The organism is Arthrobacter sp. FW305-BF8 (genome assembly GCF_021789315.1).
Lineage (GTDB): Bacteria > Actinomycetota > Actinomycetes > Actinomycetales > Micrococcaceae > Arthrobacter.
Map to the genome: position 1 here is coordinate 2,427,650 of NZ_CP084561.1, position 14,801 is coordinate 2,442,450.

At 65.7% G+C, this 14,801-nt stretch carries 13 protein-coding genes; 9 read left to right on the forward strand and 4 right to left on the reverse strand.

What is annotated here, in order from left to right:
• Positions 1 to 24: 24 nt before the first annotated feature.
• Together LFT45_RS10810 and LFT45_RS10815 are read right to left on the reverse strand one after the other, a co-directional pair.
• On the reverse strand, positions 25 to 699 hold the full coding sequence (locus tag LFT45_RS10810) for a GntR family transcriptional regulator (RefSeq protein ID WP_236808690.1): 675 nt from the start codon (positions 697 to 699) through the stop codon (positions 25 to 27).
• 72 nt (positions 700 to 771) lie between these two features.
• A complete protein-coding gene (locus LFT45_RS10815) occupies positions 772 to 1,683 on the reverse strand; it encodes a proline dehydrogenase family protein (RefSeq protein WP_236808692.1) in 912 nt (303 codons plus the stop codon).
• Positions 1,684 to 2,404: 721 nt separating this feature from the next.
• On the opposite strand from LFT45_RS10815, the gene LFT45_RS10820 reads away from it, so the two are divergent.
• The 4 genes from LFT45_RS10820 (at position 2,405) to LFT45_RS10835 (ending at position 5,354) form a co-directional block, all read left to right on the forward strand.
• Positions 2,405 to 3,103, forward strand: coding sequence for an amino acid ABC transporter ATP-binding protein (locus LFT45_RS10820; RefSeq protein WP_336885609.1), 699 nt, complete (start codon positions 2,405 to 2,407; stop codon positions 3,101 to 3,103).
• A gap of 5 nt (positions 3,104 to 3,108) precedes the next feature.
• The gene (locus LFT45_RS10825) at positions 3,109 to 3,756 is read left to right on the forward strand and encodes an amino acid ABC transporter permease (protein ID WP_236808707.1); all 648 of its coding nucleotides are present in this window, start codon (positions 3,109 to 3,111) and stop codon (positions 3,754 to 3,756) included.
• Positions 3,756 to 4,418: an amino acid ABC transporter permease gene (locus LFT45_RS10830; protein ID WP_236808715.1), complete on the forward strand. Its 663-nt coding sequence runs from the start codon at positions 3,756 to 3,758 to the stop codon at positions 4,416 to 4,418. Before LFT45_RS10825 ends, LFT45_RS10830 begins: the two co-directional genes overlap by 1 nt.
• A gap of 69 nt (positions 4,419 to 4,487) precedes the next feature.
• The gene (locus tag LFT45_RS10835; RefSeq protein WP_236808717.1) at positions 4,488 to 5,354 is read left to right on the forward strand and encodes a substrate-binding periplasmic protein; all 867 of its coding nucleotides are present in this window, start codon (positions 4,488 to 4,490) and stop codon (positions 5,352 to 5,354) included.
• Positions 5,355 to 5,580: 226 nt separating this feature from the next.
• Here the strand turns inward: LFT45_RS10835 and LFT45_RS10840 are convergent, their stop codons facing one another.
• Positions 5,581 to 6,828: an allantoate amidohydrolase gene (locus LFT45_RS10840; RefSeq protein ID WP_236808719.1), complete on the reverse strand. Its 1,248-nt coding sequence runs from the start codon at positions 6,826 to 6,828 to the stop codon at positions 5,581 to 5,583.
• Positions 6,825 to 7,988, reverse strand: coding sequence for an FAD-dependent oxidoreductase (locus LFT45_RS10845; protein ID WP_236808731.1), 1,164 nt, complete (start codon positions 7,986 to 7,988; stop codon positions 6,825 to 6,827). The genes LFT45_RS10840 and LFT45_RS10845 overlap by 4 nt, the downstream gene beginning before the upstream one ends.
• A gap of 130 nt (positions 7,989 to 8,118) precedes the next feature.
• Here LFT45_RS10845 and LFT45_RS10850 point away from each other — a divergent pair, with 130 nt between their 5' ends.
• The 5 genes from LFT45_RS10850 (at position 8,119) to LFT45_RS23520 (ending at position 14,693) form a co-directional block, all read left to right on the forward strand.
• Positions 8,119 to 8,997 (forward strand): LysR family transcriptional regulator, encoded by an 879-nt coding sequence (locus LFT45_RS10850; protein ID WP_236808733.1) that lies wholly within the window; start codon positions 8,119 to 8,121, stop codon positions 8,995 to 8,997.
• Between the two features lie 133 nt (positions 8,998 to 9,130).
• Positions 9,131 to 10,492 carry a flavin monoamine oxidase family protein gene (locus LFT45_RS10855; protein ID WP_236808735.1) on the forward strand — a complete coding sequence of 454 codons (1,362 nt, stop codon included), beginning with the start codon at positions 9,131 to 9,133 and terminating at the stop codon, positions 10,490 to 10,492.
• 343 nt (positions 10,493 to 10,835) lie between these two features.
• On the forward strand, positions 10,836 to 13,274 hold the full coding sequence (locus LFT45_RS10860) for an FAD-dependent oxidoreductase (protein WP_236808737.1): 2,439 nt from the start codon (positions 10,836 to 10,838) through the stop codon (positions 13,272 to 13,274).
• A 169-nt stretch (positions 13,275 to 13,443) separates the two neighbouring features.
• Positions 13,444 to 14,457: an Ldh family oxidoreductase gene (locus LFT45_RS10865; RefSeq protein ID WP_236808739.1), complete on the forward strand. Its 1,014-nt coding sequence runs from the start codon at positions 13,444 to 13,446 to the stop codon at positions 14,455 to 14,457.
• Between the two features lie 35 nt (positions 14,458 to 14,492).
• Positions 14,493 to 14,693: a proline racemase family protein gene (locus LFT45_RS23520; protein WP_442863623.1), complete on the forward strand. Its 201-nt coding sequence runs from the start codon at positions 14,493 to 14,495 to the stop codon at positions 14,691 to 14,693.
• The last annotated feature ends 108 nt before the right edge of the window (positions 14,694 to 14,801 follow it).

The following is a 14,801-nucleotide window of genomic DNA, read 5'->3' on the forward strand; positions in this document are numbered from 1 at the left end:
TCCGGGCCGGTCGGCACGGATTGGTTAGTGGGTTTCGAGGCGGCGCTCCAGCCGGCGGAGGGCGCTGGCAAGTGAGTCCGCGGTGATGGTGGTTGCTGCGGCGGCGTCGCCGGCAACCAGTGCCTGGACCAAAGCTGGCTGCGTGGTCCAGAGGGTGTTGTCGTTCTGGGCGAGGGCTTCAGTTGCGCCGATGACCTTGTAGGGCCGGCACTGGAGCCAAAGCTGTTCGATGGTGCTGACGAGGACGGGATTTCCGGACGCCCGGTACAGGGTCCTGAGGACGTCCTCGTCAAGGTCCAGGGCGTCGATGATGCGGCCTTCCGCAACCGCCTTTTGCATCTTGGCGCAGGACGCTTTCATGTCCCCCAGGTCCGGGCGGTTGACCCGGCTGGCGCCCTGGGTTGCGGCCTGTACCTCGAGGATGGTCCGCACGTCGTAGATGTGAATCAGCTCGGTGACAGTGAACGTCCTGACGGCGGCACCCTTGTGGGGGATGCGTGTGGCCAGCCCTGCCTCTTCCAGGCGCCGGATCGCTTCCCGCACGGGCATGACGCTGGTGCCCACCATGGCGGCCAGGTCGCGGACCCTCAGCGGTGATCCGGATTCGAGGGACCCGGTGAGGATGGCGTTCTCCAGTACCTCATACACCTGGTCAGCCACCAATGTGGGGGTGACTGGACTGGACGTTTGAAGGCTCATGGCGTTCCCCGCTCCGCACCGCACGCTCAAAGATTGATATGTGATCACATTAAAGCCTACGGCAAAGCCGGTTCAGCCTCCAATGAGGGAGCGAAGGAAGAGCAGGAGGTTGGCCGGCTTCTCGGCCATGCGGCGCATCAGGTACGGATACCACTGCGTGCCGTAGGGCAGGTAAACGCGGACCCGGTATCCATCCCGGACCAGTTCATCCTGCAGCTTCCGCCGGACCCCGTAGAGCATCTGGAACTCGAAGGAGCGCTTGTCCAGCCCCAGCTCGCGGGCGGTGTCCTTGATGACGTCAATGCAGGAGTCGTCGTGGGTGCCGAAGGCTGGATCGGGCAAGTGCTGCAGCGCCCATCGGGACAGGTACTTGTACTGCTCGGTGACTTCGTCCGCATCGCAGAGGGCGTCTGACGAGGTCTCGTCGAACGCGCCCTTCACCAGCCGGATCCGCGGCTTGATCTCGACGAAGGACAGCAGGTCCTCAGGAGTCTGCCGCATGCTCGCCTGGATTGCCACCCGCGTGTTCGGGTGGTCAGGAAGGATGCTCTTGAAAATGGCCAGCGTGTCGCGGCCGACAGAGCTGTGTTCCATGTCCACCTCCACGGTGGCCCCATGCGTTGCTGCAGCGTCCAGGAGCGTCTTCAGGTTGTTGGCACACTCCTGACGGTCGATCATGATCCCCAGCTGCGACAGCTTCACGGAGACGGTAGAGCCGGGCGCCTGGCTCTGAATGTTCTCGATGGCCCCCTGGTATTCCTGGGTGGCCGCCTTTGACTGCCCCAGATCCTGAACCGATTCGCCCAGCAAGTCCAGGCTGACATCGATACCCGCCTGGTTGAGGGCCTTGGTGGCTTTCCAGGCCTCAACCAGTCCGCGGCCGGCGACGTACCGGTCCACGAGGGGGCGGGTCAGCCTGTTCCGTGTGGCAATGGCTTCGAGTTTCTTGTTCTCTGCGACATGCAGAAGAAGTCTGTTCGGCATTGTGTACTTCCTAAGAGTCGCCGCGGGCGGACCGCGGTTCCCGGCCGTTCCCTGGATTTGGGTCCGGCGATTTTTTCTCCAACCCCCTTGCGGGTGTTGTGTAGACCACAGTATGTTGTGATCACAAATCACACAAGAGGGACCAGGAAATTATTTTCAGGCTTCGAAAGGAATTGATCCATGACTGCAATCCCAGCACCCGTCGCACTGCCTGACGACGATGTCAGCTGCGCTGACGGCTGCTTTTACTGCGCCGGCCCCGAGGCGGACTAGGCGAGGATCTCGCGGATGACCCGCATGGGCGCGAGCGGACCACCGCGCGCTGTTGGAATCTATTTACAACCGCATTACAACGAACCATTGACCGATATGTGATCACAGATTACAGTTTTTAGTGTGACTCCAACCACATCCGGCACCCGGCCCCCAAATGGCCGGCCACCCTGGCGCTCAGGTTCAGGGCCAAACCGTCAGCCGGCGGCGTCGGCCGCCGGCGCTCACATGATGCGCTGAGGCATCATCTGACAACTTTTGCAGGCGCTGAGCTACCGGCCGACCCTTGCAGATCATCTACCATGCGCGGACCGATGTCGTAGTACAGGCGTCCGCTACCCGAAGGAAACGAATTATGGGTTTAAGTTTTGGCACGAAATTGCCGCCTACCGCGCTTTCGGGGGAGGTTGTGGTTTCGGGGCTCGGCAAGAGTTATGGAGCAGCCCGTGTGTTGTCCGATGTGAATCTGGCGATGAACGAGGGTGAGGTGGTCTCGATTATCGGGCCGTCCGGGGCAGGCAAGAGCACGTTCCTGCGGTGCCTGAACTACCTGGAAACACCGACCGAGGGCACGATCGAAATCGGCGGCGCCCGCGTCGTGGCCGGCGGGAAACTGCCGGACAAGGCGTCCCTGGACCACCTCCGCCGGGTGACCGGCATGGTGTTCCAAAGCTTCAACCTGTTCCCGCACCTGACAGTGATGGAGAACATCACCCTGCCCCAGCGAAAGGTCCTGGGCGCGAGCAGGGAACAGGCGCAGGACACCGCAGAAAAACTGCTCCAGCGCGTCGGCCTGCCGGACAAAGCCAAGGCGTACCCCGCCCGGCTCTCCGGTGGGCAGCAGCAGCGCATCGCCATCGCCCGGGCCCTGGCCCTCTCCCCGAAGGTCATGCTCTTCGACGAACCGACCTCGGCCCTTGATCCGGAGATCGGCCTGGAGGTCCTCGCCGTCATGCGCGACCTCGCCGACGAAGGCATGACCATGCTCGTGGTCACGCACGAGATGCACTTCGCCCGCGACGTCTCGGACCGGATCATGGTGATGGGCAACGGCGGCGTGCTGGAGATCGGCCCGTCCGAACAGGTCATGTCGCAACCAGAGAACGAACGCACCCGGCAGTTCCTCAAAGCCGTCCTGGACCGGTGACGGCCATGATTGCAGAACTCCTGCCCGCGATTGCCCGCGGCGTCGGACTCACCCTCTACGTCACCGGCGCCTCGCTCCTGATCGGCGGGATCATCGGGCTGGTCCTCGTCGGGGCCGCCCGCTCACCGTTCGGACTCGTCCGGGCCGCCGCGACCCTGTACATCAACATCGTCCGGGTCATCCCGCCGATCACCTGGCTGTTCCTGATCTACTTCGGCCTGCCCCAGTACTCGCTGCGCCTGACCACCATCCAGGCCGCGATCATCGGCTTCTCCATCATCGCCTCAGCCTTCATGGCCGAAATCTACCGCTCCGGCCTGCTGAGCATCCCGGACGGCCAACGCGAAGCCGCCCACGCCCTCGGCCTGTCCACCATCACCACGGTCGGGCACATCATCACCCCGCAGGCATTCCGGGTCGCGCTGCCCGCGATCGCCACCTACGGCATCGGGCTCCTGAAAGACTCCGCCCTGGCCTCCACCATCGGCGTCCGCGAAATCACCTACTACGCCCAGCAGGCCGCCAAACAAACCCACGAGGGCCTCCTCTCGTTCGTCGTCGCCGGAGCGCTCTACATCGTGATCAGCCTTGTCGTCGCCCTCATCTCACGCCGGGTCGACCTCACCCTGCGCCGGAAGATCGGAGTCGCGTGATGGACATGCTCACCCAATGGCTGAACTGGCTGCCCAACCTCACCCCCGGCCTGTCCGTCAGCCTCCAGCTGACCGGACTCTCCCTGCTCTTCGGCTTCCCGCTCGGCCTGCTGTTCGCCGTGATGGCAGCCTCCAAACTCGCACCCCTGCAATGGATCTCATTCCTGTTCGTGGAGATCGGCCGCGGCCTGCCCGCCCTGGTGCTGCTCTACCTGCTCTACTTCAGCCTCCCCGACGCCGGCATCACCCTGACCTCCCTCACCACCGCGGTCATCGCGCTGACCTGGAACACCGGCGCCTACGCCTCCGAATACTTCCGCGCCGGGATCGCCTCCGTACCCCTGGGGCAGAAAGAAGCAGCACTCACCTCAGGGCTGCGCGGCTGGACCGGGTTCCGGCTCATCATCCTGCCCCAAGCCCTCAGGATCTCCACCCCGCCCCTGGCCGGACTCGCCGTCCTCGTCTTCCAAGGCAGCGCACTCGCCTTCGTGATCGCCGTGCCCGAACTGATGTCCAAAGCCTTCGAAATCGGATCCATCACCTTCGAATACCTCAGCGTCTACCTCCTCACCGCAGTGATCTACGGAACCCTCACCCTCGTCTTCCTCGGCCTCGTCCGGGTCCTCGAACAACGCCTCGGCCGCCACCTGCACCGCAACTAAACCCGCTCCACCCACCCAACTCAACCCATCGGGGGCAATCCGCCCCACGATCACAGCAAAGGAACAAACATGTCCAGGAATTCCCGCACCCTGATGCGCGCACTTTCCGCCGGCAGCGCCGCCGGCCTGCTCGCCATCTCCCTCAGCGCCTGCGGCGGCAGCAGCACCGCTGGCAGCTCGGCCGACTGCACCCCGGCGCACAAGGACCTCAAAACCATCACCGAAGGCGAGCTCACAGTCGCCAGCTACGACTACGCACCCGCCACGATCCTGAACGGCGACAGCGTCACTGGAATGGAGGGCGACCTGATCGCCGAGATCGCCAAACTCGAATGCCTCAAGGTCACGGTCAGCACGTCGGGGGGCGCGGGAGCAGTCATCCCCTCCGTGCAGTCCAAGCGCGTCGACATCGGCTCCGGAGGCTGGCTGCGCACCAAGGAACGCTTGAAGATCGTCCACCTCAGCACGCCGCTGTGGACCGATCCCCAGGCCATCATCTCTACAACGGGCCTCACCAGCGACGACCTCGAAGGCAAGGTGGTTGGCTCGGTGGCCGGCAACCTCTACAACAACAGCTTGCAGAAGTGGCTGGGAGATAAGTTCAAGATCTACCAGGACGACGAGTCCATCTACTCAGACCTCAAAGCAGGCCGCATCAACGCTATCGTGGCATCCGCCGCGTCCGCCAACTACCGGTTCAAGAACGCCCCCATCGAGGGCGCCAAGGTAATCGACGTCAAGCCGAACACGCATGTCCCCGAGTTCGCCGCGGTGGGCCAGGTCATGCTGCCGTCCAGCCTGGACAACGAAGCGCTCGGCAAGGCACTGGACGAGGACATCAAGACACTCCGCGAAAACGGCACCATCAAGAAGATCCTCGAAAAGTACGGACTGGACCCCGCCGTCGGCAAGCCGGGCGCACCCAGCGAGCTCTGATTTCAGGACGAGCCGGAAGAAAGGGCGGTTGGATCAATGGCTCCAACCGCCCTTTTGTGCTCCCAGTCTCCGTTGGCATACGCCGCTGGACGGGCGCCAGGTTCCATTCATGGCCCGGGCAGTGCGTCGGAACTAATCCGCGTAGGTCCGATTCTGGAGCAGCTCTTAACGAGGGCACCCGCGCCGAACATTTCGGCGCGGGTGCTGGGTTCTGAAGTGAGGAGGATTAGGTCATGAGCCCCTGCAGGGCGTCGGCCAGGGTTTGGGCGCCGGTTTCGGCGTCGTCATCCACGACGTGTTCCTCCGGCGAGTGGGACACGCCGCTCGGGTTCCGGACAAAGACCATGGCGGTCGGCACAAAGGGTGCCAGTACGCCGGCGTCGTGTCCGGCCCCGGTGTCCAGGACGGGGGCCTGCGGCAGGGCGAGCTGCAGTTCCTTCTGCAGAGCAGGATCGAAGTGGACAGTCGGGCTCAGCGATTCCTCGCGCAGCTCGACGCTGCAGCCTTCCTCGGCCGCGATGACCCGGGCCTGTGCGTGGATGCTTTCCACCACGGCCGCCGTCACGGCGTCGTCGGGGTGCCGGACGTCGAGCCAGAAATCAACGCGCGAGGCGATGACGTTGGTCCCGCCGGGCACCGGCTGGAGGCGTCCCACTGTCGCCCGGGCGGGGGCCTGGTTCCGGGCGATGTCTCGGATGGCCACCACCATCCTGGAGGCCGAGACCATGGGGTCATGCCGGTCCGCCATCAGCGTGGTTCCGGCGTGGTTGCCCTGGCCATGGACGCTCAGCCGCCAGCGTCCGTGTCCCAGGATCGACGACGCGATCGCGATGGGCTGGTCCAGGTCGATCAGGCCGCGGCCCTGTTCGACATGCAGTTCGACGAAAGCACCGATCTGGCCCAGCAGTTTCTCGTCACGGCCCACGAATCGCGGATCCAGGCCGTTGGCCCGGGTGACGTCGGCGAAAGTTGAGCCGTCCGGGTCCCGCAGGTTACGGGCCTTGTCCGGATCAATGGCACCTGTCATCAACCTCGAACCCAGGCAGGCGACGCCGAACCTGGATCCTTCCTCCTCCGGGAAGACCACGACGGCGAGTGGCCGGGTGGGGGTCGCCGTGCGTGCCTTGAGGATGTCGACGGCCACCAGAGCGGAGGCCACGCCGAGCGGGCCGTCGAAGGCTCCGCCGCCGGGCACCGAATCGAGGTGGCTTCCGGTGACCAGGCTGTTGCTGCGGTCCCCGCCGGGCACATCCCACCAGGCCCAGATGGCGCCGTTGCGGTCCGTTTCCACGGTGAGGCCGCGTTTGGTGGCCTGTTCGATGAACCAGCTGCGCAGGTCCAGTTCGGCGGTGGAATACACCGGCCGCGTGTAACCGCCGCGGAGCGCATCCGCGCCGGTGGCTGCAATCTCCGACAGCAGCCCGGTCACCGTTGCGGTTGACGCCGGGGGCAGGGGAGCGGTGCCCGGGGTCATGCGTGGGCTCCCGAAGCTGCTGCCTGCGCCTGGGCTGCGAGCCGGAACTGGTCCGGGACGGCGCCCGCGCCCGTTGCCAGGTCCGCCGCGAGCCGCCCGATCAGCGGGGCAAACTTCGCGCCGTGGCCCGAGCAGGGGGAGAGGACGGTAATGCCGTCGGCCCGGTCGAGGATGAAATCCTCCGTGGGGGTGTTGGTGAAGAGGCAGGTGCTCTCGGCGTAGGGTTCCGGTACGAGGCCTGGCAGGTACTGTTCCACGTACTCGATGACCCGACGGCGGTTGTCCGGGTTTATCTGTCCGTCCTGTTCGGCGGCGGACGGAAGGATCTTTCCGCCGTTGTACTCGGCAACCTTCTGCCCGCGGAATCCGGCATCGCGCCCGCCCGGCAGGCCATACGCCTGCCAGCCCGCGCGCTTGTGAATGAACGTCGGCCACGGTGAAGCGACATGCTCCGTGCCGTCGGCGTAAGGGAAGTGGTAGGCCTGTTCCTGCCGCACCTCGATCGAAGGCATGCCGGCCAGGAAGGACGACGGCAGCGACAGCGATCCCAGCAGCTGGGGGAGCCAGCCACCGGCGGCAACAATCACGTTCGCGGCCTGCAACGTGCGCCCGTCTTCGGACGTCAGGGTGTAGTTCCCGCTGGCCCCGGAGATCGAGGCAACGGCCCAGTTGTTGTGGAGTTCCGCGCCGTGCGCCACGGCCTGGTCCACCATGGAGGCGACCGATTCGTGTGCGTCAATCACACCGGCGTCCGGGTGCCACAGGACCTGGGTGTCAAAGGCGATTTGGGGCCACCGGCGGTTGGCTTCTTCCGGGCTCAGAAGTTCGTGGTCAATGCCGCGTGCTTCCAGTACGGCGGCCAGGCGCTCCGGCTGGCGGATCGCGCCATAGTCCACCGCTCCGGTGGGGGTAATGAGTTCCTTGCCGCTGAGGCGCGCCAGTTCGTCCCAGCCGGCCTTGGCCTCCTGGACAAGGCCGGTGTAGAACTCCTCGGGGTAGGCGTAGCGGAAGATGCGGGCGGAGCCGTGCGAGCTACCCGCATCATTCGCGGGGGTTGAACGCTCCAGCAGGGCAACGTCGAGCCCGCGGGCGGCGAGATGCCAGGCGGTGGCAGCTCCGGACAGCCCAGCGCCGACGACGGCGTATTCGGTCGATTCCATGGATGGCTCCTCTGACGGGGAAATGGGCGTCGGGGCGGCGCCTCTGTTCCTTCCCAGTAACTCACCCGTCAGTGCAGCTGGTCCAATATCATTTAGCTTGTAATTATTAGCGTCAACCGAAAGAATCGCCATGGAACTCCGCCAGCTCAGGTACTTCCTCGTCGTCGCAGACGAGCTGCACTTCGGCCGCGCGGCCGAACGCCTGCACATCACCCAGCCGCCGCTAACCGTGGCCGTCAAGGGACTCGAGCGTGAGCTTGGTGTTCAGCTCTTCGACCGCACCACCCGCCGTGTGACGCTGACGGCGGCCGGCCAGGCGTTCAGGGACCGGACCCAGGCCGCCGTGGCGGACCTTGATGATGCAGCCGGAGACGTTGCCGACGTCGCCGCCGGCAAGAGCGGCAAGATCAGGGTGGGGTTCGTCAGCTCCGCGAGCTATACCACCGTGCCCGAGGCCATCAGGGCTTTCCGCCAGCAGCGCCCGCGCATTGACCTTGTGCTGCAGCCCCTCACCAGCGGCGAGCAGATTGAGCAGTTGCTGGACGGAAACCTGGACCTGGGACTGATCCGGGACCCTGGCGACGTGCCCGGCCTGAACCTCGAACTGCTGAGCGCCGAAGACCTGGTGGTGGTCCTTCCGGAAACACACCGCCTGGCGGCGGCCGAAGAGGTCCGCCCCGAGGACCTCGAAGGGGAGCTAATGATCCTGTTCCCCTACCGGCTGATGCCCGGCTTCGTGGCGAGGGTCCTCCGGCTCTTCGAGCCCCTCCCCACCCCGCCCGTCGTGGTCCAGCAGGCCATCCACCAGGAAACCGTCCTCGGCCTGGTCGCCGCGGGCCTGGGGGTGTCCGTACTGCCGGAATCGGTGCAGCGCTTCCAGATGCCCGGAGTCACCACCCGCCGCTTTGCGGGAAGGCCGCAGACGGAACTCTACGTTGCCCGGTCCCTTGGCCGTTCCCCTGCCGCGGAGGTCTTCATCAGGTGCCTCAAGGGACAAATTCCGGAATGACTCTTGTGTGATCACATATCTCGCCTTAGTCTGGGCGGACACCCCAACTGACTCGCAGTAGTTGTCGTTTTGACGCTCCAAAACGACAACTACTGCGGGTCAGTTGGGTCGCCAAACAAGAAAGTGGTCAAGCATGAAGACAATCCGCGACGTCGTGGTGGTCGGGGCCGGGCCCGCAGGCCTTGCCCTCGCGTACGAGCTCCGCGACCTGGACATCGACGTCCAGGTGCTGGAGGCGGACGGAGATATCGGCGGACGGACGCGGAGCGTCCAACTCGCCGGCGCTGCCGTCAACACCGGCGCCATGTTCATCTACCGCGGCACCCGCGCAGAAGAGCTCGCCGAGGAACTGGGCCAGGAGACTGCCCCGTTCCACCCCGCTACGTACGGCGTCCATATCGACGGCGTTACGTCCGTCGCAGGGTCCACTCCGGAAATCGTCGAAGGGCTTCCGCTCCCGGCGGAGTCCAAGATCGCGCTGGCCGATTTCATGGAAGGACTGGCGCGCGAGTACAGGGACAACATGTCGGACGGAACCATCACGGACAAGGCCGCGGGGCTGGCGAACGAAACAGTGGCGGCAAGGCTTGCAGGGCTTCCGGGTCCGGCCCGGAGTGTCATTGAGGCGGCAGTCCGGGGCGGCGCAGTGGGCGATGCTGCCCAGCTCTCGGCGAAGTATGCCCTGCGCTATCTCGCCAGTTACATCGCGCACGAAAGGGACAACCGCCTGTACCCCGTGAACGGAATGCAGGCCCTGCCGCGTGCCCTCGCAGCCAACGCCGGCGCCGGCACGGCCATCCGGACCGGCGTTCGGGTCCACAGCGTCAAGGACCTGGACGGCCTGCTTGAAGTGCGTGCTGCCAGCGAAAGCGGGCAGGAGGTGCTACTGGCCCGGCAAGTGGTGATGGCGGTGCCGGCACCGCTGGTGGCCGGCCTTTGCGAGTCCCTGCCCGGCTGGAAGCACAAGGCGCTCCAGGCCGCTGAGACGCCGGGCAGCACGACGTTCACCATCGCCGCCAACATCGAGGGTGTGCCGGAATTCGCGGACTGGTCCTTCGTTTCGACGGTGGGCAAGAAGTTTGACGCCATCATCAATCCCCAGCCCGGTGTTCTGCCGGCCGACGGAATCGTCAGGTTCACCTGCTACGGCAACTCGGCAGGATTTATTCCGGGGATCGAATGCGACGAAGAGCTGATCCGGGTATGGACCGAGGACTTCCTGGGGGTTGCGCCGCAGCTGCGCGGTCGGACCGTGGGTGCGGCGGCGGCCACTTGGGAGCATTGCTTCTCCGTGCTGTCCCCGAAACGCAACGTGGCCCTGCCGGATCTCCAGCGCAGCGTCGGAAACATCCACTTCGCCGGGGACTACACCTCGGAAACGGCAGGTTCGCACGGCGCCTACCAGGAGGCCCGTCGGGTGGCGCAGACGCTGCGCGAAGCACTCGCGCCGGGGACTGCCACGCACGCCGCCGGGCGATCATTGGCACCTCGCTGACGACCATCGTGCTGAAGCGGTGGATCACTAATGCCCGTAGTCAGGCGACGGCCCGACTACCGGGAAGCGCGGCCCTCGAGGGGTGGCGCTTCCCGCGGTTAACGGCTCTTTCGGAGTGTCCCGGGCGGGCTACCCGACCGCCTAAAAAGAAGTTCACAAAATGGCTAGCTGTGATCACATATCTCACCTATACTGTGATTCAGCCGACTTTCCACGAGGCGTCAAGAACCTCTGTGGCGGTGACCCAATTCTTGCTTCCCACGAGGGCGCGCAGCGCGGCCCCCGGAAGCCAACTGACATTTCGACCTGAGACGTGGACGTCTCTGACCGCAAGGGAGATAACGTGGCCTCCGCCCGAATTGACGCAGACACCCGGATCCTCATCATCGGCGCCGGCGTGGTCGGTGCCGCCCTGGCCGACGACCTGACCGGCCACGGCATGAAGTCCGTAACCGTGGTGGACCAAGGGCCGCTGTACCGCACCGGCGGGTCCTCCTCCCACGCCCCTGGTTTTGCTTTCCAGACCACCGGTTCTTCGGTGATGACTGAACTGGCCAAGCGGACTCTCGACAAGCTGGACGGAGCGGCGCTGGACGGCCAGTGGATCCTCAAGCGTGTCGGCGGTTTGGAACTGGCCTGCGAGCCGGTGCGGCTGGAATACCTGCACCGGCGGCACAACCTCGCCCGGTCCTGGGACGTGCCGGCCCGGATGGTTTCCGCCGACGAGTGCGGGAAGCTGTTCCCGGGCCTTGACACCTCCACCGTGCTCGGCGGCCTGCACACCCCAACGGATGGAGTGGTCAAGGCCGTGCGGGCTGTGGAGTGGCAGGCCCGGCGTGCCATCGAGAACGGAGCGCGGTTCTATGGCCACACCGCGGTCACCGGGTTCCGGACGGAACGCGGCCGGGTGACCGGCGTCGACGTACGCCCGACGCCGCCGGTACCGGGCAATCCCTCCAAAGGCGACCAGCTACCGGAGGGGACGTCGTTCATCGAGGCGGATCTCGTCGTCGTCTGCGCGGGCCTTTGGGGTCCCGGGCTGGGAAGGCTGCTGGGGCTGGAACTGCCCATGGTTCCCATGGAGCACTGCTCATCCCACACCAGCCCGCTGCCGTCGCTCGCCGGCTTGAGTGATGAGGTGGAGATCGACCTGCCGATGGTCCGGCACCAGGCCACAGGTTCCTACCTCCGCCAGATGGGCGACCGGCTGACGTGGGGCACCTATGAGCACCGGGTCATCCCGGTGGAACAGTCCGAGATAGCGTCCCCCGAGGACTACGCGGAAACGCGGGTTGAGCCTGCAATCCACCCCCTGACGTGGAACGACCTGAAGGACGGGTGGGCAGAAGTCCAGCGGCTCTTCCCCGAGACCCGGAGCTGCGAAGCGGTTGATGGCTATAACGGGATCTTCTCCTTCACCCCGGACGGAAACCCGCTCCTCGGCGAGGTGCCCGGAATCAGCGGCCTGTGGCTCGGCGAGTCCGTCTGGCTCACCCAGTCGGCAGGGGTTGCGGGCGTTCTGGCCGACTGGATCGTGACCGGGGATCCGGGCATCGATACGACCAGCCTGGACTTCCGACGGTTCGACCAGACGCACCTGACGCGGACCGTCAGCATCGAGCGCGCCAGTGAGAATTACGACGAGGTCTACGACATCAGCCACCCCCGCAAGCAGACCAGACAGCTGAGGAAGTTCGCCACGACCCCCTTCTACGTCCGGCAGGAAGCCCTGGGTGCGGTGTTCGGCACCGCGCAGGGTGGTTGGGAGCGCCCCCTCTGGTACGGCTCCACCGAAGGCCCTGAAACAGCCAGCCGACGGCGGGATGCCTGGGCAACGTACGGATGGTCACCCGCCATTTCCGCCGAGGCGCGGAAGGCTGTGAACAGCGTTGGGCTCGTGGACAGGGGAGCCGCCAGCGTCTTCGAGGTCCGGGGCGGCGGGGCTGAAAAGCATCTCCAGGAAATCCTGACGGCCAGCCTATCCCTGGAGGTGGGCACGTCCACGGGCGCCTTTGTGAAGGGCCCTTCCGGCGGCATTGCCGCCGATCTCACCGTGGTGCGGACCGCGGAGGACGCCTATCTGGTCATCGGCAGCAGCCCCGAGGACGTGTGGCACCTTCGCCGGGAAACGCCGCACCTGGAGACGGCGACCATTGCCGACCTATCATCCGCAACCACTGCCCTGGCGCTCATCGGTCCTGATGCCGCCGCCCTTCTGGCATCTGTCACCCGGGGCGGCATACCCGAGGCCGCAATGGAAGCGCCGGTGCTCGACGTCGGAGGTGTTCCGGTCCGCGCCGTTGCCGAAACGGCTACCGGCGTTGGGGGCTGGACGCTCTATACGGCCACGGAACATGGGCTGTACCTTTGGGACCTGCTGGCTGCGGCAGGTGGAAAGCGGGGGATGGCCCTCGTTGGGGACGAAGCGTTTACGGCGCTGCGGATCGCCAACGGCGTCCCGGCCTCCGGCATCGACTTCGGCCCGCAGGACACTGCGTACGAAGCCGGTCTCGCCGAGCGTTCCGCCGGTGCATGCGCCCGCCCGGGCCACCGGCTGCTGGTCCGGCTCCGGCTGTCCAGTGACCGCCACGCAGTTGTCCCGGGTGAGCCCGTGTCCACGAACGGGGACGTCATCGGGTACATCACGAGCGCTGCGGAGGATCCCGCCTCCGGCCGCTTCCTGGCCTTCGCCTGGGTGGACCCGGACTTCGCCGCTGCGGGGACAGCGCTGGAGATTTCACACCTTGACACCATGTGGCCCGCCAAGGTGGAAACCCCCTGACCACGGCCCGGCACCCCCGGCATCGCACCGCAGCACCAACCCGAACTGTTGGCTGATATGTGATCACAAGATACTGATTGTGTGAGGCGAACCACAAGGCTCACGAGGCGAACCCGCTTCGTGAGCCAGACATCTTCCAGAGCGCCCCGATGAGAGGACTGAACTCCCCGTGAGCACCATCCCCAAAGAAGAACTTGCAACATTGTGCGAGCGTGCCCTGCTGGCCGTCGGCGCCCCTGCAGAGGATGCCAAAGTCCTCTCGGACGCGACGGTGGAAGCCGAACTCGTCGGCAACCGCGCCGTCGGCGTCGGGCATCTCTTCGACTACCTTGACGGTTACAGGCAGGGCCGCATCTCCGGCGTCGCCCAACCGAAAGTCCGCCGCGCGGCGGCGGCAGTCATCGACGTCGACGCCGGCAAGGGCCTGGCCCAGACAGCTTTCCAGGCTGCCTTCAGGGACCTGCTTGAGGCTACGAATGAGGCCGGGATCGCCGCGCTCTGGGTCCGGGACTCGTATACCTGCGGCGAGCTGGGCTATTACGCACGCAAGGTGGCCCAGCAGGGTTACATCGCCGTGGCAACGGCCAACAGCCCGGCCCTGATGTCCATCGGTGGCGCACCCAAGCGCATCCTCGGCACCAACCCGCTGGCTTACGGCATCCCCCGGCCGGGCGGCATGCCCATGGTCATCGACCAGGCATCCTCCTCGACCGCCTTCGTGAACATTCGACGCGCGGCCGACGCCGGGGACCCGATCCCCGCGGGCTGGGCACTAAATGCCGACGGGGAGCCAACGGTGGACGCCAATGAAGCCTTGGCGGGAACCCTGCTGCCTTTCGGCGGGCACCGCGGCGGCAACATCGCCCTGCTGGTGGAGATCCTTGCGACGCTCTCCGGGGCCTCATTCTCCCTGGACGCGGCACCCTTCGACAGCGGCAGCACCTCGCCAGGCATCGGCGTCTTTGTCCTGTGCATCGATCCCGCCAACTTCACCGGCTCGGCCGACCGGCTGGCCACCCAGTTGGAGAATCTCCGCGACCAGCACCAGGTCCGGCTGCCGGCCATGGCGCTTACCGAACTGCCCGAGCATGTTGAGATCGACGCCCGTACCCTCCAGCGTCTGCAGCAGGCCGCGAACAGCCAAACAAGCACGGGCGAGGGGCTGCCCATCCAGCGTGCCTGACCAAACACCTCGGCCGCACCGGCGTCGTTCCCCGGATCAGCGGCCGGGCATGGATCACCGGGTTCAGCACCTACGTGCTCGATCCTGAGGACCCTTTCCCCAACGGCTTCACGCTCGGAGACATCTGGGCCCCTTCGGCGAACGCCGAGGGCGCTCCGGAGACCGGTCCGTCTATTGCCGCTGACACTGGCCGGACGGCCCGGCAGGTGGAAGCACCCCGTATAAGTTCTAGTTGATTTCGCTGAAGTTCCAAGTGCAGGCACCCCCGTCTTCGGGCCGGGGTGCCTGCTGGCGCGTTTAGGCGAAGTAATGCCAACAACCTGAAGGGGTTCTGACAACCAATG

Bases quoted from the DNA above. Each gene is read 5' to 3' on its own strand.
- LFT45_RS10810 (WP_236808690.1), bottom strand. From the start codon at position 699: ATGAGCCTTCAAACGTCCAGTCCAGTCACCCCCACATTGGTGGCTGAC.
- LFT45_RS10815 (WP_236808692.1), bottom strand. From the start codon at position 1,683: ATGCCGAACAGACTTCTTCTGCATGTCGCAGAGAACAAGAAACTCGAA.
- LFT45_RS10825 (WP_236808707.1), top strand. From the start codon at position 3,109: ATGATTGCAGAACTCCTGCCCGCGATTGCCCGCGGCGTCGGACTCACC.
- LFT45_RS10830 (WP_236808715.1), top strand. From the start codon at position 3,756: ATGGACATGCTCACCCAATGGCTGAACTGGCTGCCCAACCTCACCCCC.
- LFT45_RS10835 (WP_236808717.1), top strand. From the start codon at position 4,488: ATGTCCAGGAATTCCCGCACCCTGATGCGCGCACTTTCCGCCGGCAGC.
- LFT45_RS10840 (WP_236808719.1), bottom strand. From the start codon at position 6,828: ATGACCCCGGGCACCGCTCCCCTGCCCCCGGCGTCAACCGCAACGGTG.
- LFT45_RS10845 (WP_236808731.1), bottom strand. From the start codon at position 7,988: ATGGAATCGACCGAATACGCCGTCGTCGGCGCTGGGCTGTCCGGAGCT.
- LFT45_RS10850 (WP_236808733.1), top strand. From the start codon at position 8,119: ATGGAACTCCGCCAGCTCAGGTACTTCCTCGTCGTCGCAGACGAGCTG.
- LFT45_RS10855 (WP_236808735.1), top strand. From the start codon at position 9,131: ATGAAGACAATCCGCGACGTCGTGGTGGTCGGGGCCGGGCCCGCAGGC.